Source organism: Psychrobacter cibarius (assembly GCA_030686115.1).
Classification (GTDB): domain Bacteria; phylum Pseudomonadota; class Gammaproteobacteria; order Pseudomonadales; family Moraxellaceae; genus Psychrobacter; species Psychrobacter cibarius_C.
The window spans coordinates 289,924-314,496 of record CP131612.1 but is presented as its reverse complement, the minus strand read 5'-3'; the positions used below and the strand labels follow the sequence as shown (position 1 = coordinate 314,496).

The window sequence follows — 24,573 nt, the reverse complement described above, 5'->3', positions numbered from 1 at the left end:
TTTGCAATGGCATGAGGATGATAAAAAGCACGAGTCATAAAGGCGATAGATCAAACCCTATAGACAGCTAAATAAAAGCTATCTTCATCGCTAAAAAATGACAATATGACTGCTTTGGATAATAGCATTATTACATAATGCTGTGTGCATACTGAATGTCCCTAATCAATAAATTTGGACGAGTTTGGTTTTTCTAAGTTTTGCTAAGCTTTACTAGACCGTGCGACTGCCATTTACTAAGCGATCGTTGATACTAGCGGTCTTAATGTATCCCTATAATGGTAAAATAGCCTATTATATTTACTTAGACAAATTTTCTTACAATTTATTATGAGCTATTATATTTGGCTGTAGCAGCCGACAAACCCTAGCGACACTCGGTGTACAGTTGTATTGTCTATACCACATTCTATCAATTTAACCCTTATAGTTATCGTGGTATAGCCATAAAACTATGGTACATTATGTGTAGACCTTGCGACTGTGTTGAGGCGCTAGCATGCGACTTAACAAGCACTGATCAATAGTGCCAGCCCAAGAGTGACCAGAATCAGCAATGTACTTGCTTGACCTATGTCGGCATGGATGCGGCTGGTTTTTGTTTATTCAACCGGTACTCGTCTGTGATGAGTCACCCTTTACAAAATACAATCTAAGGACAGAGTATGAGCGCCAGCCTAACCACCACTTTTGATGACAAAAATACCGAAACATCGAATCTAATCAATCCCACCTTAGTCCTCAACTGCGGTTCCTCATCTATCAAATACGCGCTGATTAGCGAAGACAATTCTATTCGTATCACTGGTTTGGCCGAAAACTTAGGACTCGATACTGCTCGTATCAAACACACGACGTTGAATGGTGATAAGCTGGAAATTTCTATCTCAGGTGGTCGTCATCAGTTAGCACTACAAAAAATCCTTGAGCTATTAGAACAGTATCATTTCATCGCCGTTGGTCATCGCGTGGTTCATGGCGGCCGTGAGTACTCTGCAGCGGTCCGTGTCGATGAGCATGTACTGGACGAAGTAAAACGCTTAAAAATACTCGCGCCCCTACATAACCCTGCCCATGCTTTAGGTATCGAAGCGGTACAGGCGATTTATCCTGATATTCCTCAAGTCGTCGTCTTTGATACGGCCTTTCATCAAACCATGCCTCCTGTTGCTTTTCGCTACCCACTACCAAAAGCCCTGTACGAAGAACACAAAATCCGCCGTTATGGCTTTCATGGTACCTCTCATGCTTACGTCTCAGAGCGTGCCAGTGAAATTACTGAGTCTAAAGGCCCACATGGCTGGCTTACAGCGCATCTGGGTAATGGCTGCTCGGCAACTGCCGTTTATGATGGCAAAAGTTTCGATACCAGTATGGGTCTGACCCCGCTTGAAGGGCTCATGATGGGTACGCGTAGTGGTGATGTTGACCCAAGTCTACACATACACCTAAAGCGCCAGCTCGGTATGAGCTTGGAAGAGATTGATGCCATGCTCAATAATGAAAGTGGTCTATTGGGTGTCTCAGGATTGTCTAATGATTTACGTACCGTCGAACAAGCGGCGAACGAAGGTCATGCAGATGCTAAGCTCGCTATCGAGATGTTTTGTTACCGCGTCGGTAAATATCTTGCCAGCTTAAGCTGCGCGCTGCCAGAATTCACAGGCATTGTCTTTACGGGTGGTATCGGCGAAAACTCAGTCACCACCCGAACCAGTATCCTAGAAGTGATGCGTCATTTCGGCATAAAAGTAGACGCTGACAAAAATGCGAGCTTGTTTGGTGGTAGCGAAGGCAGCTTCCACGCAGACGATAGCAGCATTGAGCTATGGGTTGTGCCAACCGATGAAGAGTGCCGTATTGCTCAAGAAACACGTGAAGCATTGGGCTTACTCTAAGCTCGAGATTTTTGATAAGTTGCTTATATTATAAGTTACTTGTAATTTTCTCATAAGCTTCTAGTCGCCTTATAAGCTTTTATTCATTAGACGTGTTAAGTTATTTTTTTGCCCAGCGCTTCTTATACATAGCCTATGATGAGAAGCGCGACGTTTTACTCATTCCAACAAGGATGAAGTGAGCTTTAAAAATATAATAAACCGTAGGATACTTTATGCAAACCATTTTACTAGTTCCCATCAGCCGTGGTATCGGCGTAACGTCAGCAGCGCTTGGATTGATCCGCGCTCTTGATTACAACGGTATCAAAGCGGGCTTTATGAAGCCATTTTTGCAAGATGATACACTTGATAAGCAAAACAGTTTAGACAGCTCAAGCGCGTTAGCAATGCATGCTTTTGGTCTGACGCCACCTAAATCTATCAGTCGGCAGCGTGTCGAGCGTATGATTGGTGATGGTAATCTTGATGACTTGATGGAAGAGGTGGTCGTCAATTATCATACTCTGGGCGATGATTATGATGTGGTGATCTGTGAAGGCTTAGTACCGACCACAGAGACCTCTTATGCCTCGCAAATCAACCGGGCGATTGCTCATGCGTTAGATGCTAGAATCATCTTTGTTAGCACTGCTGATACCAGTAAACCGGCCTACCTGGCTGATAAACTTGACGTTCACGCTCGTGAGTTTGGCGGCATCGCCCATGAGCGCACGCTCGGCGCGATTTTGATGCGTGTACATGACTTGCCAAATGCGCAAAGTACCGTAGAAAATCAAATCGTTGCCCCTGGCGAAGCAGTTGTGAGTTTAGATGAAGGCTTTATGCAAGAAGTCCAGCGCCTATCACCGCATTTTAATACTGATGCGTTCCGTTTAATCGGGGTAGTGCCATTCAGTGATTCACTGTCCGTGCCTCGTACGTGGGATATCGCCACTGAGCTTGATGCCAAATGGCTCAATGTCGGTGAAGCTAAGTCACGCCGTATTAACCGCATTAGCCTAACCGCACGCTCGGTCGCACGCGTCGATGAGGTGTTTAAACGTGGCACCCTTATCGTCGTACCGGGCGATCGAGATGATTTACTATTAGCAGCAGGTTTGGCTTGTATCAATGGTATCCCGCTGGCAGGATTAGTATTAACCGGCGGCGTCGAGCCGAGTGCAACCGTCGCTGAGCTATGGCAATCTGCCCTCAAAACAGGCATCCCTGTCATGAGTGTCGAAAGCGACAGCTATGAGACCGTACAAAGCCTCATGCACATGAGCGCAGAGATTCCAAGTGATGATACCGAACGTGCTGAAGAAGTGGCTCGTTATGTCGCCGCCCATTTAGATCTTAGCTGGATTAAAGACTATTTTAGTCAAAATCATGAGCCGCGCCTCTCACCATCTGCATTCCGTCATCAAGTGGTTAAAAAAGCACAAGACGCCAAAAAACGCATCGTGCTACCAGAGGGTTCTGAGCCGCGTACGGTTGAAGCCGCTTGTATCTGTCAAAGCCGCGGCATCGCCAACTGTGTACTACTCGCTAAGCGTAGCGATGTCGAGCAAGTGGCTAAAAATCTCGACTTAGTTTTACCTGAAGGTCTTGAAATAATTGATCCAGATACGCTTGATATGGATAAGTATATCGCTGCAGTGGTCGAACGCCGTAAAGGTAAAACCAGCGCAGAAGTCGCGGCTGAATACTTAAAAGACACCGTATATCTAGGCACGACCATGCTACAGATGGACGAAGTCGACGGCCTCGTTTCTGGCGCAATTCATACCACCGCTAATACCGTTCGTCCAGCGTTTCAGTTGATTAAGACCGCACCGCAATACTCGCTTGTATCATCAGTATTTTTTATGCTGCTGCCTGAGCAAGTGGTTGTCTACGGTGACTGTGCCATTAATCCTGATCCAAATGCCGAAGAACTGGCTGAGATTGCCATTCAATCAGCACAGTCTGCTGCCGCCTTCGGTATTGATCCAAAAGTTGCGATGATTAGCTATTCTACAGGCTCATCAGGAACTGGCGCAGATGTCGAAAAAGTCACCCGTGCGACCCAAATCGTCCGCGAGCGTGCGCCACATCTAAAAGTCGATGGACCGCTACAGTATGATGCAGCTTCTGTCATGAGCGTCGGCAAGCAAAAAGCGCCTGATTCACCGGTTGCTGGGCAAGCCAACGTCTTTATTTTCCCAGACCTCAATACGGGCAATACCACTTATAAAGCCGTACAACGTAGCGCCAATGTAGTGAGTGTTGGCCCAATGCTGCAAGGTTTGAATAAGCCAGTAAACGACTTGTCTCGCGGAGCCTTGGTCGATGATATTATCTACACCATCGCCCTTACTGCTATTCAAGCTCATAGCGACGCGATTTAATTGCATTAAAATGTATGACTAATTGCGCTATAGGTAACCGACTATCAAAATGATGGTCGGTTTTTTATTGGCTATGTTTATGACTGACTTTTTAAAAAATTTTCATCACGGATAGCTAAGCGCTCATTTTACCTAGTATTTCAGCGCTTTTAATGACAGATGCCCGCTTGCCCTCTACAATAGCGCTACCATCGAAGCATTTAACCTAAAAAGGTCAGCTGATAAAAGGGTAAAATGCATCAACGACAACGTGCCTCTTATCTATTTTTACGCATTTATTTATGCCAAATACCAGCAAAAATCCTCAAAAAAATACACCTGCGCCAGCCATTCGTGCTTATCTTGGCGGCTCATTTGATCCCGTACATGAGGGTCATCTGCAAATGGCGATGACTGTTTATCAGCGTTTGCTACCGATAGCCAAGCAGCAACAGCGCGCTCTGCACGTGTCACTATTACCCAATGCGCGCTCACCCTTTAAAGAAAAAAGTACAGATCCTAAACATCGTCTGGCGATGTTAAAGCTTGCGACACTCCATACACCGCTACAAATTAATGAGCTTGAGCTGTGGCAAACACCGCCTGTTTATACCATCGATAGTGTACGCACGTTGCGCCAGCGTTATCCGCATGACAGTCTAATATTCATCATCGGTATGGATAGCGCGCTGAGTTTGAGCAAATGGAAAAACGGTTTAGAGCTTACGGATTATGTCAATCTTTGGGTGTTTAATCGTGATGACCTGTCTGATATTAATAATAATCGCCTGTTGGCAACCACGACTCATTCCGCGAATAAAATGTTAGTCGCGCAGGATACGATGAACTTGCACGCCCAATTACCTGCGCAGCTGCAATCTTTACGCATCGATGCGCCTATTGACTTATTACAGCCCACCTCTCAAGCACTGACCAATAGCCGTCTCTTGAAAAACACCCATCAAGGCCACATTTATATAGACTCGCGTCCTATCGCCACGATATCCAGTACACAGATACGCCAACAGTTACAGCCGACGGAAAATCGATCGAATATAATATCCGCAGCGGCAAGGCAAATGACATCTATCGCACCAATAAATGATATCATAGACAATACTGCACCCAATCCATTAGCTAAATGGCTAAATCCTGCTGTTTATCAATATATTATCGCCCATCAGCTATATTCTGCTGCTCAATTCCGTTAAAATCGCCTTATCTTTGTCATTTTGCCCATCCAGTCTCTACAGCTGACTGGCGACATCTAGTCCATTCGACAATGCCAACGCATGCAAATTGACGATTTACCTTTTTATTTTTAATATTGACGATTCAAGAGATCAAAATTTATGACCAACACCATGACTGAAGAACGCTTAAAAGAATGCTTAGCCGTTGTTGAGACCGCTCTAAACGATATGAAAGCGAAGAACATCACCGTAATGAATGTAGAAGATTTGACTGACGTAACCGAACGCATCGTTATCGCTGACGGTACTTCTAAGCGCCATGTACGCGCGATGGCTGACAATGTCGGCGCTGAAGCGAAGCAAGCGGGCTTTATGCCACTTGGTCGCGAAGGCGGTATCGACTCTGACTGGACATTGATTGATCTGGGTGCTGTCGTCGTGCATGTGATGACGCCGCAAGCCCGTGAGTTCTATGACTTAGAAGGTCTATGGTCATCACCTGAGCAATTGGCTGAGCTGGTCGCTGTACCGCGTGAAAAGAAAACCGCTGGTCGCCGCAATAAAAATAAATAATTTTATTTATTTTTATAACGCTGTGAAAACCAAAAAGACCAGATATTTATTCTGGTCTTTTTTTGTCTAAAATTTACCGTTCTAATACCCTTTCACCTACTGCTAAATTTTAAGCGGCTGAATGCTTAGCATTAGATGAATGATTAAGCTAAGATAATACGCATTATTAATACCGGTATTAAAGTAGCCTCTCCCCTAATAAATCCCTATAGATTAGGAAAACCTATGAGCTTAGAACCTGTAAATGTAGCAACGCTAATATCTTCTACCCAAAAAAATACTACTGACTTTAACCAAACCCTGCCGCTACATATCGCCAATCTAATTTGCGTCCGCGCTGGCAAAGCCATGCCATTCACCCGTGAAGAAATGAGCGCTATTGATAAAGCGCCAATTAACGCACCTGTTGCGGTCAATTTTATGGGATTAACCACTGACGAACAAGCCGATCGCAAGCATCATGGCGGCCCTCTAAAAGCCGTGCATCAACTGGCGCCTGCGACTTATGAGAGAATCAATACAGAGTTCAGTCTAAAGGTACGCGTCGGTACGCTAGGCGAAAACCTGACGACTGAAGCCGTGAATGGTCTACCTGAAATGACCGAATCTACCGTTTGTATTGGTGACGTTTTTCAGTATGGTGGGAATTTTGAAAATGAACGAGTAGATAGTCATGACAGTGCCAGCGTGCAATTATGCATCGTCCAACCACGCCGCCCCTGCTATAAGATCAATGATCAGATCGGACAGTTTACCAAAGTACCCAATATCGCAGCATGGGTCAGCAAGCAAGGCATCGCTGGTTGGTATTTCCAAGTGGTACGTGATGGCATAATTAATGCGGATTTGCCAGTTTACTTGAGAGAACGCCCTTATCCATTCGCCACGCTAGAGAAGCTGTGGCAATTGTCTAATTCAAAAGAGAAGTTTAATGCCGAGGTGATTGAGCCATGGCTCGCGATTGAGTGTTTAGAAGATAGTTGGAAAAAGGTGTTGGCTAAGAAGATTCGCAAGAATTAAAAAAGCTTTCAAAGATATCTCGACCTCATCTATCTACTATCAATAAAAAAATAAAGGCAAGTATAGTCAATCCTATATAAATCAGATACGGTGTCAGGCTCGCTTAGTCTACTATTTGTAGTACTTTCGCTCGCCTTCCTTGTATCCAAATCATATTGAAACGACTATATCAAAGCTCACCTTTATTTACACAGAGCATTTCATGGTAAAAAACATATTCTTAGCGTTTGGCCTAACACTGCCTTTAATTGGCTGCGTGACCACGACCTCTCCAGTCGCGACCACCAAAAGCTACATCGTGGACAGTAAAACCTACCAAGCCACTGGCAAAAGCGAGCGCATTAAAACCATCCTGCTGCACTACACGGTGTCAGATAATGACCGATCCATCAAAACACTGACCACAGGCAAGGTCAGCGCGCACTATTTAGTGTTAGATAATGACGATGATAAAATTTATAACCTCGTACCAGAAAACGAGCGCGCTTGGCATGCGGGTGATGGCGGCTTTGCAGGACGGACGATATTGAACGATACCTCTATCGGCATCGAAATTGTCAATGCAGGGATTGCGCCTGAATATCAAAATGCCCTAAAAGACGGTCAGTTGGCGTATTATCCTTATGAGCATTATGTGCCATTTAATGAGTTGCAGATTAAAAAGGTCGCGGAGTTGGTGCAAGATATCACGGCGAGATATGACATTTCACCAAAGAATATCATCGGTCATTCTGATATGGCACCCTCGCGCAAAATAGACCCCGGTGCCAAGTTCCCTTGGGAGCAACTGTATAAGCAATATGGCATCGGTGCTTGGTATGATAACGCTGATAAATTTGCGTTTACGGACATAGAAGCGTTTGCGGCAGCCACGATACCTGAGCTGAAGCAGCAGTTTCGTGACTATGGCTATCAGATTAACAGTAGCGACGAGTGGGACAAAGCCAGTCGCGATGTCATCTATGCGTTTCAGCTGCACTTTAGACCCCGTAACCCAACAGGAACGGTAGACTTAGAGACTTATGCTATTTTAAAGGCATTGAATAAGAAGTATGCTGATAGCGACGATTTTTATTAGCCATTAACCACCAAAAATCTATCCATAACAACAATGAAAAAGGAAATACTATGAGCACATTGTTTAGCGTAAATTTGAATAAATTGGCTTTAATCCGTAACTCGCGCGGTACTGACTACCCTAACCTGTTGTACTTTGTGAAGAAGCTGATTGACCTAGGGGTTAAAGGCTTTACTGTACACCCGAGACCCGATGAGCGTCATATCAGATACCAAGATGTCTATGATATCAGTGCATTCTTAAAGGACTACCCAGAGATTGAGTTCAATATCGAAGGCAATCCAAACGAGCAGTTCTTAAAGATTATCCGTGAAGTAAAACCGCATCAATGCACGCTCGTGCCAGACAGTGACGATCAACTGACCTCCGATCACGGCTTTGATATCATCACTCATCATGAGTTTTTATCAACGTTAAGCAAAGAGCTGGAAGCGTTCGGTACGCGCTGTGCGGTATTCATCGACCCTGATATCGAGCAAATCAAAGCAGTCATCGAGAGTGATGTACAGACGATCGAGATGTATACCGAAGAATGGGCGCGCGCTTACAGTAATGTTAAGAGCGATGACAATATTGAGTTCGATGAGGTTAAGCAACGCTTTAGCGACTGTATCACCCTAGCCAATCAAAACGGTATCCGCGTCAATGCGGGTCATGATTTGAATTTGGATAATTTGGCCGATCTGCTCGCACTTAGTGATATCGCTGAAGTGTCGATTGGTCATGCATTTACGATTGAATCGTTGGAGCAAGGCATGGATAATGTCGTGCGTCAGTATTTAGAGATTTGTGGGTAGTTCATATTAATGAGCAAATAGTCCATTCACTTTACACTGGATGCGGTGGTGCTGGGATATATTTTATGCAGCCTCTGTCAGCGTAGACACAGCAAGCAAGTAAAATTTATACCAGTAGCACGGCAATATTGGCGTATCAATTTTATTTTAGAATGACTACAGTTTGGTTCTATCAGCAGTCCTAATATCTGCATCATCAATGAAAATGCTAATAATATTAAAAAAGGAATCTTTATGTATCAAGACTTTCAGAAGCATCTACAACAAGAAATCAGCGATATACGCGCGGCAGGACTGTATAAAAACGAGCGCGTTATCACCTCTCCGCAAGATGCGCTCATCAAGATCGCCGATGGCCGTGAGGTGCTTAACTTCTGTGCCAATAATTACCTTGGCTTGTCTGACCACCCTGAGATTAAAAAGGCGGCTATCGAGGCCATCGAAAACTCAGGTTATGGCATGTCATCGGTGCGGTTCATTTGTGGTACGCAAGATTTGCATAAGCAATTAGAGGCGGCGATTTCTAAGTTTTTTAATACCGAAGATACGATTCTTTATGCAGCCTGTTTCGATGCCAATGGCGGTGCCTTTGAGCCACTACTGACCAGTGAAGATGCCATTATTTCTGATTCGTTAAATCATGCCTCAATCATCGACGGTGTACGCCTGTGTAAAGCGGCTCGTTATCGCTATGCCAATGCAGATATGCAAGATTTGGAGACGCAATTACAAGCGGCGCAAGCACAGCGTTTTCGTTTGATTGTGACCGATGGTGTGTTTTCGATGGATGGTAATGTGGCGCCAATGGATGAGATTTATGCGTTGGCACAAAAATATGATGCCATGGTAATGATTGACGAGTCGCATTCAGCAGGCGTGGTCGGTCACACTGGTGGCGGCGTGACTGAATTGTTCAATCTACGTGGTGATATTGAGCTGATCACTGGCACTTTAGGCAAGGCATTTGGCGGTGCTATTGGCGGCTTTACCACGGGTAAAAAAGAAATCGTTGAGATGTTGCGTCAACGCTCACGCCCGTATCTGTTTTCAAACTCCATTCCTCCTATGGTGGCGGCGGCTGGGGTAAAAGCGTTTGAGATGCTGTCGCAAGACAATACCCTACAAGATAAATTGCATGAGAATACCGCCTATTTTGTGAAAAAAATGCAAGATGCAGGCTTCGATATCAAGCCCACCGCATCGGCAATTTGTGCGGTTATGCTTTATGACGCCAATGTCTCGCAGCAAATGGCAGATGCGCTGCTTGAAGAAGGCATTTATGTGATTGGCTTCTTCTACCCTGTCGTACCCAAAGACCAAGCTCGCATCCGTGTCCAACTCTCTGCTGCCCATACTCGCGAGCAGCTAGACAAGTGTATCACCGCCTTTATTAAAGTCGCCAAGCAAATGAAAGTGATTGATTAAGCATCGTTCGGTATTTGTTCGATATTCACTCGCTAGATTCAACCATTAAGTACAACACCGTTAAATAAGAGAAAAGTATGAAAGCACTGGTTAAAGCCCATGCCAAAAAAGGCATCTGGATGCAAGACATGCCAGAACCCACTGTTGGCATCAATGACGTTAAAATTAAAATTAAGAAAACCGCCATTTGTGGTACAGATTTGCACATTTACAAATGGGATGAATGGTCAGAACGAACCATCAAGACGCCGATGATCATCGGACACGAATACGTCGGTATCATTAGTGAAATAGGCGATGGCGTCAAGCACTTTGAACTGGGCGACCGAGTCACTGGCGAAGGACATATCGCTTGCGGGCATTGCCGTAACTGTCGCCGTGGCAAGCTGCATGTGTGTGAAAACACCATCGGCGTGGGCGTCGACCGCGATGGCGCGTTTGCCGAATATTTGGTGATACCTGCCGATAATGTCATCAAGCTCGATGAGCGTATTAGCGATGAGATGGCAGCCATTATGGACCCCTTTGGCAATGCCACGCATACTGCCCTTTCATTTCCTGTCCTTGGTGAGGATGTCCTGATTACGGGTGCGGGACTGATTGGTTCAATGGCGACAGCGATTTGCCGCTTCGCAGGGGCGCGTAATATTGTGGTCAGTGATATCAGTGATTATCGCCTAGCGCTTGCCAAAAAAATGGGCGCGACGATGACCATCAACCCAGCCAAAGGGGAAACCATCGAAGGTGCCATTGCTGAGTTAAAAATGCACGGCTTTGATATTGGGCTTGAGATGTCAGGCTCGCCTCAGGCCTTTGATTCGATGATTAGTAATATGTATAACGGCTCTAAAATCTCTCTCTTGGGTATTTTACCTAACACCACCACGGTGGATTGGAGCAAGATTATTTTTAAGGCATTAACCCTAAAAGGTATTTATGGCCGTGAGATGTGGGAGACGTGGTATCAGATGGAGCAAATGCTGATTAGCGGTATTGATCTATCGCCCATCATTACCCATCGCATGCACATTGATGACTTTCAAGAAGGCTTTGATATCATGGAAAGTGGGCAATGTGGTAAAGTGATTTTAAGCTGGGATTGATAATGTGCTGCGTCAGTATTTGAGGAGTCGTGATTAGGATTTACATTGTCACGACTGATAAAACGGCACTGATTTCAGTGCCGTTTTTTATAGGGTAAAAATTATATGGGGGATAAACTATGAGCGATTCTGAAGCCGATAAACTTGAAAAGTATTTAGCAGAAAAAGCCAAGCAAGATAAGGAAAAAGAGCAAGAGTCCGAACCGCTCTCTGCTTATGATGCTTGTGTGCTGAGGGAAAGTGCTCGGGTGCGTGAGTTGATTGCTGGGGCTCAGAGAGAGACTGTAAATAGTAACTTGGAACGTGAGTGAGTAAATCAAATTACAACGCATTACCAGATAAATCGCTCACACTAAAACCGACATCATAAAGTGATATTTCATGGTCAGCACTACCTATACATTCTACTTCAGGAATTTGAGTTTTTCGACGTAAACCCAAATCGATACGACCTGAAAAAATTTTGTTACTTTCTATATTCAATATTTTGGTTATGTCAATTTGTATCTTCACTCTTGATCCTGCAAAAATCATTTCCGAATTATGAGCATCTGATCTTTCAACTCTAGCTAAATCTTGATAGTCATGAGAGCTTTGCGAAAATGTCGTTAGCGATGGAAGCTCTACAACCTCTTTCATAGAATAAGTTGTCGCTTTCACCTTAACTTTTTTAATACTTTTATCGAATAAATCAATACATCCAGCATCAATTTCTACTTGTAAATCATATGGGAAAGCCTTTATATCTTCATTTCCATTTATTGCGTATTTTAGCTCATTAAAAGTGGTCTCGATGAAATCATTCTTAACTTTGAAGGCGCTTGCAACTTCTTGAAGACTGGCTTTTGGTAACTCATCAAATACTAGCTGTATATCTAAGGGATGAAAACCATAATATCCAATCTCAAACTTAGATCGACGACCCCATGTATGGGCTATGTCAGGTGAATGTTCAGTTAGAGTATGAAGAAAAATACCACGTTTTTCAGCTTTTTTAGTTGCACCTTCGGTAAAACCTGAGCTAGATACCGCTATCATCGCAGAAGCATCGAGACTCAACTTTCTACCTATTAACTCTTCAATCCATTTTACGTCTTGGGGTGCGCTATGATGCCTGCACTCAATATGACTTTTTAAACCGTCATGATTAATCGCAATATCGATTTGTCTGATCTGCTTTGAGTTATCAGGATCAGGAATTTTATCATTCCAAACTACTTCGTCACCTGATTTAACCATAATTGAGATTATGCGACCAACTATCTGTTCGAACTCTTTTGGAGTCATTAATCTATCCCCTACCTTCAGATAGTCTATATATATTATGATCTAACTCATCTATCTCATAACCTAACCCTTCTATTTGAGAGATTACTTCTCCAACAATATCAAGATCCTCGTGACTACTACTCTTAACTTTAATAAAGAGCTTCCCTGAGTTAAAACTTACTTTTTCTATAAGAAAACTAAATTCCGCTAAGACATCTTGTAGGTTTATAGATAACTCGTCTTTATCTCTAATTCCGTCAAGATAAAACTCTAAAATATTGGGTTCTTCATGACCATAAAAATCTAGTTGGTGTGCTGACGCATTTCTTATAAACTGAGTTTTGTTGTTGTAGTTTATGGGTTTAGAGCTCATAGAATGAGAGAGGCGACTGACAGATACTTGAAGATCTTTAAGAGTATCTAATACATATCTATCAACAGAAACTGTTTCTTCGGTAATTAATGGAGCTTTAAAAGCACCATAGTTTTTTAAGAAGGTGGAGTAATTTTCAGGGTCATTTTCATATGCCTTATAAGTCTTTTTTATTCTATCTTTTAAATTTTCTTTGAAGATTTCAATATCATGATATCTTAAGTCTTTTGGATAACTTAAATGTTCAATAACAGATGTATCGAAAGAATAAGGTGTTACTTCATCTTTTATAATAATTGTTGGTTTATCGAAAGCTAGACGTAATCCTAGCTCAAACATGACATTTGGATTTCTACCGCTTATATCGCAAACTATCATCGGATTATCATATAAGTTTTGAACAATACGTTTGTGAATAACACCTATATCATCCGCATCACTGACTAATCTAGCTTCAAAATTAGCTTCTTTAATAACCGATTCTATTATTCTTTTAACATCTTTCCAATGAGATTCAGGATAGCCCTCCATACTTGCAATAGGCATTACAATGCCACATTTTCTCGGTAAATTATCGTCTGATTTTTCGTGTGGCTTGTTTTCGCCTTTATTCAGTTCAGATTGATTGTTCATTCTAATCTCCAAAGAAAGCAATTAGTTCGTAGGGTGCGCCCAGCGCACCAATAAGACTAAAATTAAAGTTCAGACTAATTTATCATAAAATAGTCATTCATAAGCGCGTTTTAGCCCCGACTGTAGCGGTATCCTGTTGGTTTAGGCAAGTTGCGATGGCTAGGTTTTGGGGTGGCGACGCGAAGCAAGCGACGACCCAAACCGTAGCCAGTGCCGCGCCCAAACTGGCAGATACAAGCGGAAGGCGGGATTAGCTCCCCTAAACCGTTGGGTGTCGCAAGCTCCACACCAACCTACTCTACATTACTTAATAACAAAATTAAGGCGTTACTTTAAACATTTAAATACTCAAACTCCAAACACAAAAAAGGTGAGCCTAAGCCCACCTTTTCATTTAAAAAACCGCTATCTAAAATTATAAGCAATTGCTAGAGGTTTGAGTAGCGAGGAAAACATGCGCAAGCACTACATGTCGTAGGCTCAGCAAGTTTGACGAAGTTAATCAAGCATCTAGGTTTGCGGCTAGCGCAACCAAGCACGAGCGTTACGGAACATACGCATCCACGCGCCGTCTTCATCCCACTCTTCTGGTTTCCAGCTGTGGTTATAGGCTTTTAGGTTACGCTCAGGATGTGGCATCATAATCGTCACACGACCATCAGTGCTACACAGACCCGTGACACCGCCGACCGAACCGTTTGGATTGAGCGGATACGTCTCAGTTGGATGACCTTGGCTATCGACATAACGCATCGCGAGCTGACCGTGTTTGGCCATACCGTCAATCTCTGTGTTGTCTAGTGTGGCATAGCCTTCACCATGCGCCACAGCGATTGGCAAGATGCTGTCTTGCATGCCTTTGAACAGGATAGACTTGGTACGCTCGATTTTCACATTGACCGTACGCGCTTCAAAACGAGCTGACTCGTTAGCGATGAAGCGTGGGAAGTTGTCCGCACCTGGGATGAGGTCTTTTAACTGAGCCATCATTTGACAACCGTTACAGACACCTAGCGAGAAGGTCTCAGGACGGGCAAAGAAACGGACAAACTGCATGCGTAGCTCGTCATGGAACAAGATAGAGTTTGCCCAACCAGAGCCTGCGCCCAGTACGTCACCATAACTAAAACCACCACAAGCAACTAAACCATCGAAGTCACGTAGATTGATACGACCATTCAATAGATCGCTCATGTGTACATCGACTGCTTCAAATCCAGCTTGCGTAAAGCCTGCTGCCATTTCTGTCTGACCGTTGACGCCTTGCTCACGCAAGATAGCAACTCTTGGCTTATTCTCGCGACTGGCTAAATATGGTTCTTCAACTTTTTGATTAAGATCAAAGTTCGGCGCAGCGATGAGGCCTTGATGGCTCGCATCAGCGATTAATTCATACTCTTGCTGTACGCACGCAGGATTGTCACGGCGACGCGCGATTTGATAACTGACCTGAGTCCACGCTTGCTGCAATTCAGTACGGCTAAAGCTGAGAGTATCATCGCCCATGAGCGTTGGCGTTTGAATAAGCAGACTGTCTTCTTCCGAGCTTTGACCCACGAGGCTGAGCATATCAGCAACGTGAAACTCTTCTGCCAACTGCATTAGAGCCGCGACGTTTTCTGGCAATACTTGGATGACCGCGCCCAGCTCTTCACTGAACAGTTGACCGAGCAGATTGTCATCCGTCAGTGACAGCTTGATACCTTGACGGCTGGTGAACTGCATCTCAGCGATAGTCGCTAGTAGACCACCATCACCGATATCGTGATAAGCGCTGATAACGCCTTGCGCGTTACCCGCTTGAACAAAGTTAAAGAAGTCGACTAAGTCGCTTGGCTGTGCTAAATCTGGGCAATCGTTACCCAATTGGCTCAGCGTTTGCGCAAGAATTGAACCGCCTAGACGTAGCTTACCTTTAGACAAATCAATACGGTAAAACGCGCTGTCGCCATTGATTAGCTCAGGCGTTAGCGTTTTTGCCACGTCAACCACAGGAGCAAATGCCGTAATCACGAGGCTCATAGGTGACACGACTGATTTATCCGTCTCGCCTGCTTCACTACTGTCAGTCCAGTTGGCACGCATCGATAGCGAGTCTTTACCGACTGGAATCGCGATACCCAGTGCTGGGCACAGCTCTTCGCCGACTGTATATACCGCATCAAATAGTGCTGCATCTTCGGCATCATCACCACAGGCTGCCATCCAGTTCGCTGACATCGTGATATCAGACAACTGAGCAATACGTGCGCCAGCGATGTTGGTAATCGCTTCGCCAATTGCCAGTCGTGCTGAGGCTTGTGGGCTGATTAGGGCAACTGGTGTACGCTCACCGATACTCATCGCTTCACCGCTCATCACCTGACCATTGAGCGCGATCAAGCCTGACGCCGTCACAGCACAATCTGATACAGGCACTTGATAGCGACCCACATACTGATCACGGACTACCATACCAGTGATAGAACGGTCACCAATACTGATCAAAAATGATTTGCTGGCGACCGTTGGGTGACGCAACACGTCTTTGATAGACTCAGCTAAATTGACGTCGCCTAACTCTAATGCAGGTAAGCTGTTGTCATGACGCTCAAAGCTACGCTTCATCTTCGGCGTACCACCGAGTAATACTTGCATCGGCATATCGACAGGCTGCTCAGCGAGCAAGGTATCGTCAACGACTAGCTGACGCACATCCGTGGCTGTTCCCAAGATGGCATACGGGCAACGCTCACGCGCACAGATGGCATCGAATTGGGCTTCGCTTTCTGGACGAATCGCAAGGACATAACGCTCTTGCGCTTCGTTTGACCAGATGGCCATTGGTGACATGCCCGCTTCTAACGATGGAATTTTACGCAGATTTAGTATCGCGCCCATTTCATGGTCATTGACCAGTTCTGGCATTGCATTAGATAAACCACCTGCGCCAACATCATGCAATGAGACAATAGGGTTACCATCTTTACCGTTATTACTGGCATCTACGTCATTACCAGCCAGCGCCCAGCAGCGATCCATCACTTCTTGACAGCGACGCTCCATCTCAGCGTTATCACGCTGAACAGAAGCAAAGTCCAAGCCTTCATCAAGTGAACCGCTATCAACTGAAGATGCTGCACCACCGCCTAGACCAATCTGCATCGCAGGGCCACCAAGGACGATTAATAAATCACCTTGCTGAATGGTGTTTTTTTCAATGAGGTTGCGTTTAATATTGCCGTAACCACCTGCCAGCATAATTGGCTTATGATAGCCGCGCATTTCGCTGCCGTCTTTTGCCGCTGAGGTATCAAGCTGAAAACTACGGAAATAACCGCATAGGTTTGGACGACCAAACTCGTTTGAGAAGTTGGCTGAACCGAGTGGTGCTTCGGTCATGATCTCAAGACTGGTTGCCATACGATCTGGCGTACCGTAATCCTGAGTACTCAACTGACCTGATTGCTCCCATTTTTCAGCAAGCTCTGGGATATGCAAGTGTGATACATGGAAGCCTGTCAGACCTGCTTTTGGCTTACCGCCACGACCAGTCGCGCCTTCATCACGAATCTCACCGCCCGCACCTGTCGCTGCACCAGAATAAGGGGCAATCGCGGTTGGATGATTATGCGTCTCAACTTTCATTAAGATATCGATTGCTTCTTGATGAAAGTCATAAGGGTGAATTGAACTGGCATCCATCGCGTCAGTCGGGATAGGATAAAAACGCATACCCTCAGACCCTGCCATCACCGCAGCGTTGTCTTTATAGGCAGACAAGATACCTTGTGGATTGGCTTTATAAGTATTCTTAATCATTTGAAACAGTGACTTTGGCTGAACTTCACCATCCACTGTCCATTCAGCGTTGAAAATCTTATGACGGCAATGCTCTGAGTTTGCTTGTGCAAACATCATCAGCTCAACATCGGTTGGATTGCGCTTAAGCTCATTAACATAAGCATTCATCAGATAGTCAATATCTTCGACAGATAGCGCAAAGCCGAACTGGGTATTGGCTAATTCTAACGCTGACTGACCTTGTCCGATGACATCGATATGATTCAGTGATGCTGGCGCTTGATCGTCGAACAACTTACTGACATCGCTCAAGTCATAGACCAAGCTCTGCGTCATACGGTCAAACAACACCTGCTCAGCGGCAGTAGACAGCTTTTCACTGATCTTGCTATCGATGGTAAGCGTATAAACAACGACGCGCTCAATGCGATTGATCGCAATTTCACAGTTATTAAAGATATCGGTCGCTTTACTTGCCCATGGCGAAATCGTGCCAAAACGTGGACCTACGATGACTTGTAATTGATTGCTTTTTGGGGCTTCAAGGACAGTGCTACTACCGACAGCAAGTAAGTCTAGCGCTTTTTTATGCTCATCACCTTCGAGTTCTCGTGATAACACATACACTTGCTGGGTATGGATTTGGCTGACATTTAGCTCGGTTTTTTGCTGAAACTGACTGATGAGTTGCTGCGTCTGAAAATCGGTAAGAAACGGTTGTCCGGCGATGGTCATCATAAAGGCATAATCCGTAAGATCAAGGCATCTCTGCCATGCAAAGTAAATGGTCTGGGTATTATAACAAGAAGCCCTGTAATAAGCAGGTCAAAACCAAGATAAATTGCTGATGGTTGCTATTCCATAATAGTCAAATCTTCGCCATCGTTGAAACCCTTGTTACTTTTACAACAGGCTACTTTCACAACAGAAACTTAACAGTGATCTCGTCACAATTTTTACCTAAAGCTTATAGTCCTTACAAACCCTCACATCGCCTTACGGGCAACCTATATAAACACAAGGTCACAACTAGGTATTCTAGTTTCAGTTGTTAAGGCGACGATCGTTTTTTTCAATTCATCTGGTTTTCGATACTTGGAAAACGCTTAATTTGAAAAACGCTTAGCCTGAATAAAAACTACTATAACCAATCAACTATTTAATCACTACGACTTAATCAAAATAAAGAAAGGGAAATTTACTATGAGTAGACAAGACCACATCAATAAAGTGCAAGAATTGGTAAAAGACATTAAGTTTGCCATGATGACAACTCGTACCCACGAAGGCCATCTGCATGCCTGCCCAATGACAACGAGCGAGACGAGCATCGGTGCAAAAGAGATTTGGTTCATCGGTGACAAGAGTACCGAAACCGTGAGTGACATTGAGAAAGACCCGCAAGTAAACTTGGCTTATGTCAGTCAAGATGCCAAAAATTATGTCTCAATTAATGGTAAAGCGGAACTGGTCGAAGATCAAGAGAAATTAGACGAGCTATGGTCGCCGATCTACAATGCTTTTTATGAGCAAGGTAAAGAAGATCCAAATGTACAGCTGATTAAAGTCGTACCACACGGTGCTGAATATTGGCTCAGTGGTAGCTTGGTCGTCAATATGTTTAAGATGACTACTGCTGCTGTGATGGATGGTAAGAAAGCAACTAACCTAGGTGAAAACAACTCAGTGACGTTATAAGTTATCTAAACTAAACCAGAAATAGCAAAATTAAAAACGCCAGTGGCTAATGCGACTGGCGTTTCTTTACGCGTTATCTATTTTCTATCGATAGGCATTACTGCGGTGGTTTCGCATAACCATTGTCTGCTGGATACGCTTGCGGTTGCTTAGATTTAGGTCTAGTAGGATCATATAAGCCATAGATGACTGTACCTATTACACCTGTGTTATTGATAGAGCCTGAGCTGGTATTAGCAGCATAAGCACTCTCTGGCTTGCTAAATATAAAGGAAGCCACTGAGCTTTGGCTCTTACGGAAACCTTCAATCACCAAATTATCATTTGGATTTAGCACATATCCACTGTCATAGCGACTGGCAGCGCTGCCATTGAGGACATTTATTCCATCGACACTAGCGACGATTTCATAAGTATTGGCGCTGTTATTATGATATACCAAACGGTAAGCCTGACCTGCTTGACCTTGGACGTAATAATTGCCCGAATCTCGATAGATCGATAACGTATCTGTGTCGGTTTCCATCGAAAAATCCACCTTGCCCGCCAGTAGCGACATGCTATTAACCGCACGTCCATTATAGGCTTTGTCTGCATAACGGACTTGCATCTGCTCGATAGGCTCACTGCTCGTACGGCGCAGATCAACAGTCGTCACTTTTGAGTCGACGTCATCGCCCCACTTTGTGCCCAAACGCTCCGATTCTGCCGCGTCCTGAGTGGAACGTTCTGCAGTAGCGTCTGTTTGGATAGATTTTTCTCGCTGAATGGTTGAGGTGGACTCTTCCTGCATGTTTGAGCCAGAAGAACACCCCGTTAATAATGCCAACAATAATACGGCAACGCCCGACTGTGTCTGATGTAATGTCATGCTTATTTCCTTATTTGAATGCCGTTTCATGATAGCTCGATCAATTTTCTTGTATTTTGTTCAGGGTCTGTTGAACATTCAAATGTGGTGCTGGCAGTCATTATTTTTTAGACAATATGCAGTGAAATTTTTGATGCCTAGTCATTCTAGGTTAAACAATTTCGCCATATATTGGCAAAAAAGAGTATTGCCCTGAAAGGCTGATGCTAAAATCACCCCAAACGTTGTTGCAAGCCTAGCTAAGGTCTCGACATTATCGTCGGTTTGCGCCTAGTTTGGTGCAATTTTAGCAATCAGCAGCCCTAATATTTGAATGTTCAACAGACCCTAATAATTTCGAGTATATATCAACCATACAAACAATGTCTAAGGCAAATAGGCAACATCAGCCGTATTTCAAACAGACCATAAAAAACGCCAGTCGCATTAGCCACTGGCGTTTTTTATGGTCTGTGTTGTTTGTTGATCATATCTGCGTTATATATTTACCCGCTTTGCTTTAGGTAAGGCCAAGCCGCTCTCAGATAAATCATCATCGACCATAGTGTCAAAATAACAGCAGCAACCATCAGCACATAACCGATTGTTTCGAGCGACTCCCAGTTTAATAAAAGTACCGTAATAGCCACCATTTGAAACGTCGTTTTTAGCTTGCCGACATACGACACCGCCACACTGGTACTTTTGCCCAGCTCTGCCATCCATTCACGCAGCGCTGATACCGCAATCTCACGCGAGATAATCACAATCGCGGCGATTGCCATAATAATATTGGGATGCCATTGCACCAAGATAATAAGCGCCGCCGCCACCATTAACTTATCAGCGACAGGGTCTAAAAAACGACCGAAGGCTGACATAACATTAAGCTTACGGGCAAAATATCCATCAAGCCAATCAGTAATCGCTGCAATAATAAAAACGCTAGTCAAAAGTAAATGGCGTAACAAGCTATCACTAAACTCGCTCATACCGACCCGCGCAATCACATTGTCTGAGATGGCAGGCATGCCAATTCCCATAGCAGGTGGCCAATAAGCAATCGCGACAAATAGCGGAATCATTAAAATCCGCGCGATAGTAAGGTTATTAGGCAAGTTAAAAATACTCTTGGTATTTTGCGGCTCCTGCGTATGCAAATGCGTATTCTCAGTCATGGCAAACCCAGTTTTATATAGACATATTAATGGTAGATAGCTTAGCATTTTTCACGCAGGTCGTCATGCCATCTCTTTAGCTATTCAGTTATCGATATAGTCAGTTGCATTTAAAAACAGTCGGTTGAATTTAAAAATAGCACAAGGCAACCGAGTGTAGATGTATCTTTAATACTTCAAGCGAGGTTAACGCAGTAATATTTTATAGTGGAATGACTATTAAAATTAATCAATCTTCCATATATAACTACAAAACTTTGATACGCATTTTTCAATGTTAGATATGACACGACTAAAAGACTCATCTACTGGAGATACAATACGACGTTAATTTTCTCTCTCATAAGCTCTAAACGTAATGTCATGTAACCAAAATAGCCAAACCGCTGTCAATTGCGCTATGATAGCGATTCTGATAAAAACACTTGTACACTTAAATATGTAAGTAAATATATGCAGTTATTGAATTAATCACCACCACCCTAATATTAGTTAATATAGAAACACTCATAATAACAATAGGTCACAACCACTGCCTCTGTAGTTCCTTTACACGATCAGTTTTCCTCGGCCCACAGTTCCTCCTCTGTGGGCTCTTTTTTTGCCTGTAATTTGTGCTTAGTTAAAGGTTTTTGTTATATACAAGTATAACCATCTGCAAAAATCTGTATCGGTTGAGCAATAATCTCAAAAAATGGCATATTGCTTATTATAAAAAACCCACCATAAGGTGGGGTTTTTATAATACAAATAATGAATCGGCAATGGCTTAATAAGACAAAGAAAGGTATTTAGAGCTTTACATCACTCAGTGTCATCGCCGTTATCTTAATTGGCACAGCGAATAGCCACGCAGTACCAGCAGTACAATAGAATCTGTTGTTATGATAAGACACGATTTGGGCAGTAAAATCGTTCGAATCTTGATCACACATAGCTTCTTCATCACTATTATCATCTACCGCACACCATATCTCATGGCAGCCATGCTCAAGCATTACACGAGTCAGCTCACTTCCTCTAAGCACTATATTCACCTCTAACTTCGTACTATTTTGTATATTATGTTATACGAATATAACTGTTTCTTAGCAATTTGGGTAGCTTTATTTTCAATTAAAGTATTACAAATTAATATACAAACTTTCAGTTATAAGCGGCTATAGATTTATATCATCATAAAAAAGTTCTACTTTTTTTACTGGTATGGCGCATTGCCATTCAACGCCTTCTTTACAGGAGAATTTATCGTTATCAAAAGAAATAATGTGCCTTAGCAAATCATATTCAGTGCTATCGATACTAGCCATCGCTTGCTCGTCGCTCTCATTACTGACCGCACATAAAACCTGCTTATCCCCTCGTGCGAGCATGGCACAAGTCAGCCCACTTCCTCTCAATCTGCTACTCATAAACTATCCTTTATTTTCAACAATTTATAGATTTCTTGCTATATCATATAGATATAGAGATACTATATAGTATTTATTTATAGTCTCTTTAGTATTTAAGTGTATATGCAGGTTAACTCGTCGCACCCATCGCTTAGTATTTTTTAACTTTAAAGGGCTCTGAGAATTGCAAAATCAAAAAGCCAACGACCGATAATATAATGGCAATCTCATAACGACCGTAAGCCACCGAAATACCGATGGCGCCCGTATTCCATAAGCTCGCTGCCGTGGCAGTGCCCTTTGAGCCTTTTTCATTTTTAAAAATCGCCCCACCACCGATAAATCCCATACCTGTGATGATGGCATACATGATTCTCGCTTCACCAGTAGCATCATAAATATCCATACCAACCAACATGAACGCGCACGAAGCAATGGTTACCAGTGGAAACGTCCTTAACCCCGCACCGTTGTCTTTCATCTCACGATTAAGGGCAATCGGTAATGACAATATAAAGGCGATGCCCAACTGGAAAAAATGATAGCCCATCAGCTCTAAATCTATATCGAATCCAAACATCGTTATCACCTTTTCATATTAAGAAAACGCCCTTAAAGTCCAGTTTCGGATAGCACAGTCGCTAAGTAAACTTTCGCCATTATTTTGCTTTGTTGATTGCCTCAACCGTCTGTTGTGCCATTTGATAGCAACTTTCGATATTGCCTTGTCCGCACCAATCACCACTGACAATCCATTGATGAGACTCGTCTATCAAGATGCCTAATACTTCTTTATCACTATCAGTGACAGTGGCGGCATAACGCCAACGATGGCAATCTATTCGGCTAGGAGCATGGTCATCATTCCAATTCAATACTTGCTTGGCAGCTGTTAATAACTGCGCTTTGATCCTCTCCATATCGTCATCGACATGCTGCTCTGACCAGTCGTTGCGCGCATGAATAGTGACACTGGGTAGCAGGTCATCGCGAGCAGGTTTTTGATGCTCGATAAATATTCTATCGAGTATAGAGTCATTCAGATAAGCCACATCCCAGCGTGGCGCTGCTTGAGCGCTTAACATTTTTGGTAATATATCAAAATTATCCCAACCCAGCATCAGCGTATAACACGCCAGCATTTTTGGCTCAGAAATCTTGGCTTGCTCAGCAAAGCCGCTCTCTGCCATTAACTCTATGGTCTGACCATTTGGCGCGGTACATATCACCCAGTCAAAGTGCCCTAGACTCGCACCAGTCTCGTCAAATAGCTCAGTTTTTTTATCAACCTTTGCCGCTAGAGAATTATCATATTGAGCCAATGGCGCAACGCGGGTTTTAAATTTTATGGTGCTGTACTGCAACTCATCAGCCAGTGTACGCCCCCAACTGGTCATTTTTGGCGTACTGATATAGCGGGCTTGCGTGGTGTTCCATTGCTCTTTGATGTGAATATCAGGCGATTGAGTATCATGATTCGCTGGCGTTAAATCGATCACCTGCGCGCACCATGGCTGTAGCAATCCCGTCTCTAACCAAGGCGTAATGAATTGCTTAAAACTTGCCGTCTTGGCCGTAAAAAACTGTGCCCCAAATGCCCATTGCCAGTTTTTGCCAGTGTGGCTATCAGTACGATATCGAGTGGCTAAACGCCCTACGCTACGTGACTTTTCAAAGACAGTAATTTGCGGTAAGGGTGTTTGCGCACTATCTTGTGCTATGTTCTGGGCAAAGGCGCGCTCTAATAATGTAGCGGTAAACAGCCCCGTCAAACCACCACCAATGATAGCGATTTTTGGTGATTGGGTAGCGACAGCGGGCAAAGAGTGATTGGTCATAATGACAGCAGGCCTCATATAATGTTTGATAAAAAAGGGAGTGATAATATTAGGAATATTTTAGATAAGATGATTATCGTTAGATAAGATGGTTATAGAAAGTATTGAACCTTTAAATT

At 43.7% G+C, this 24,573-nt stretch carries 21 protein-coding genes; 11 read left to right on the top strand and 10 right to left on the bottom strand.

All coding sequences use genetic code 11. The annotated features are described in order from the left end of the window. The first annotated feature begins 665 nt into the window (after positions 1-665). From Q6344_01345 to Q6344_01300, 10 genes are all read left to right on the top strand, one after another. Positions 666-1,898: an acetate kinase gene (locus Q6344_01345; protein WLG14031.1), complete on the top strand. Its 1,233-nt coding sequence runs from the start codon at positions 666-668 to the stop codon at positions 1,896-1,898. A 215-nt stretch (positions 1,899-2,113) separates the two neighbouring features. Continuing rightward, positions 2,114-4,270, top strand: a complete 2,157-nt coding sequence (gene pta, locus Q6344_01340; protein WLG14030.1) for a phosphate acetyltransferase — start codon at positions 2,114-2,116, stop codon at positions 4,268-4,270. Between the two features lie 281 nt (positions 4,271-4,551). After that, positions 4,552-5,460, top strand: coding sequence for a nicotinate-nicotinamide nucleotide adenylyltransferase (locus Q6344_01335; protein WLG14029.1), 909 nt, complete (start codon positions 4,552-4,554; stop codon positions 5,458-5,460). 141 nt (positions 5,461-5,601) lie between these two features. Further along, positions 5,602-6,015, top strand: a complete 414-nt coding sequence (gene rsfS, locus Q6344_01330; GenBank protein ID WLG14028.1) for a ribosome silencing factor — start codon at positions 5,602-5,604, stop codon at positions 6,013-6,015. A 225-nt stretch (positions 6,016-6,240) separates the two neighbouring features. Then, on the top strand, positions 6,241-7,035 hold the full coding sequence (locus Q6344_01325; GenBank protein ID WLG14027.1) for an MOSC domain-containing protein: 795 nt from the start codon (positions 6,241-6,243) through the stop codon (positions 7,033-7,035). Positions 7,036-7,237: 202 nt separating this feature from the next. Then, positions 7,238-8,113 (top strand): N-acetylmuramoyl-L-alanine amidase, encoded by an 876-nt coding sequence (locus Q6344_01320; protein ID WLG14026.1) that lies wholly within the window; start codon positions 7,238-7,240, stop codon positions 8,111-8,113. A 50-nt stretch (positions 8,114-8,163) separates the two neighbouring features. Further along, complete coding sequence (locus Q6344_01315; protein WLG14025.1) at positions 8,164-8,910, top strand: pyridoxine 5'-phosphate synthase; 747 nt, start codon at positions 8,164-8,166, stop codon at positions 8,908-8,910. Positions 8,911-9,144: 234 nt separating this feature from the next. Beyond that, a complete protein-coding gene (gene kbl, locus Q6344_01310) occupies positions 9,145-10,335 on the top strand; it encodes a glycine C-acetyltransferase (protein WLG14024.1) in 1,191 nt (396 codons plus the stop codon). Positions 10,336-10,412: 77 nt separating this feature from the next. Next, the gene (gene tdh / locus Q6344_01305) at positions 10,413-11,438 is read left to right on the top strand and encodes an L-threonine 3-dehydrogenase (GenBank protein ID WLG14023.1); all 1,026 of its coding nucleotides are present in this window, start codon (positions 10,413-10,415) and stop codon (positions 11,436-11,438) included. 119 nt (positions 11,439-11,557) lie between these two features. Beyond that, positions 11,558-11,749: a hypothetical protein gene (locus tag Q6344_01300; GenBank protein WLG14022.1), complete on the top strand. Its 192-nt coding sequence runs from the start codon at positions 11,558-11,560 to the stop codon at positions 11,747-11,749. A gap of 10 nt (positions 11,750-11,759) precedes the next feature. Here Q6344_01300 and Q6344_01295 read toward each other — a convergent pair whose 3' ends face one another. The 4 genes from Q6344_01295 to purL form a co-directional block, all read right to left on the bottom strand. Next, positions 11,760-12,725 (bottom strand): restriction endonuclease, encoded by a 966-nt coding sequence (locus tag Q6344_01295; protein WLG14021.1) that lies wholly within the window; start codon positions 12,723-12,725, stop codon positions 11,760-11,762. Positions 12,726-12,729: 4 nt separating this feature from the next. Next, complete coding sequence (locus Q6344_01290) at positions 12,730-13,713, bottom strand: hypothetical protein (GenBank protein WLG14020.1); 984 nt, start codon at positions 13,711-13,713, stop codon at positions 12,730-12,732. A 110-nt stretch (positions 13,714-13,823) separates the two neighbouring features. After that, complete coding sequence (locus Q6344_01285) at positions 13,824-14,000, bottom strand: hypothetical protein (GenBank protein ID WLG14019.1); 177 nt, start codon at positions 13,998-14,000, stop codon at positions 13,824-13,826. 235 nt (positions 14,001-14,235) lie between these two features. Further along, a complete protein-coding gene (gene purL / locus Q6344_01280; GenBank protein ID WLG14018.1) occupies positions 14,236-18,234 on the bottom strand; it encodes a phosphoribosylformylglycinamidine synthase in 3,999 nt (1,332 codons plus the stop codon). Positions 18,235-18,699: 465 nt separating this feature from the next. Here purL and Q6344_01275 point away from each other — a divergent pair, with 465 nt between their 5' ends. Then, positions 18,700-19,194 carry a pyridoxamine 5'-phosphate oxidase family protein gene (locus tag Q6344_01275; GenBank protein WLG14017.1) on the top strand — a complete coding sequence of 165 codons (495 nt, stop codon included), beginning with the start codon at positions 18,700-18,702 and terminating at the stop codon, positions 19,192-19,194. Between the two features lie 97 nt (positions 19,195-19,291). Here Q6344_01275 and Q6344_01270 read toward each other — a convergent pair whose 3' ends face one another. The 6 genes from Q6344_01270 to Q6344_01245 form a co-directional block, all read right to left on the bottom strand. After that, entirely contained in the window at positions 19,292-20,065 is a 774-nt protein-coding gene (locus Q6344_01270) for a hypothetical protein (protein WLG14016.1), read from the bottom strand. 485 nt (positions 20,066-20,550) lie between these two features. Continuing rightward, positions 20,551-21,222, bottom strand: coding sequence for a CDP-diacylglycerol--glycerol-3-phosphate 3-phosphatidyltransferase (gene pgsA / locus Q6344_01265; protein ID WLG14015.1), 672 nt, complete (start codon positions 21,220-21,222; stop codon positions 20,551-20,553). 791 nt (positions 21,223-22,013) lie between these two features. Beyond that, complete coding sequence (locus Q6344_01260) at positions 22,014-22,250, bottom strand: hypothetical protein (GenBank protein ID WLG14014.1); 237 nt, start codon at positions 22,248-22,250, stop codon at positions 22,014-22,016. A gap of 132 nt (positions 22,251-22,382) precedes the next feature. Next, complete coding sequence (locus Q6344_01255) at positions 22,383-22,634, bottom strand: hypothetical protein (protein ID WLG14013.1); 252 nt, start codon at positions 22,632-22,634, stop codon at positions 22,383-22,385. A 133-nt stretch (positions 22,635-22,767) separates the two neighbouring features. Beyond that, the gene (locus Q6344_01250; protein WLG14012.1) at positions 22,768-23,196 is read right to left on the bottom strand and encodes an MgtC/SapB family protein; all 429 of its coding nucleotides are present in this window, start codon (positions 23,194-23,196) and stop codon (positions 22,768-22,770) included. A gap of 79 nt (positions 23,197-23,275) precedes the next feature. Beyond that, positions 23,276-24,454: an NAD(P)-binding protein gene (locus tag Q6344_01245; GenBank protein WLG14011.1), complete on the bottom strand. Its 1,179-nt coding sequence runs from the start codon at positions 24,452-24,454 to the stop codon at positions 23,276-23,278. Positions 24,455-24,573 lie beyond the last annotated feature (119 nt).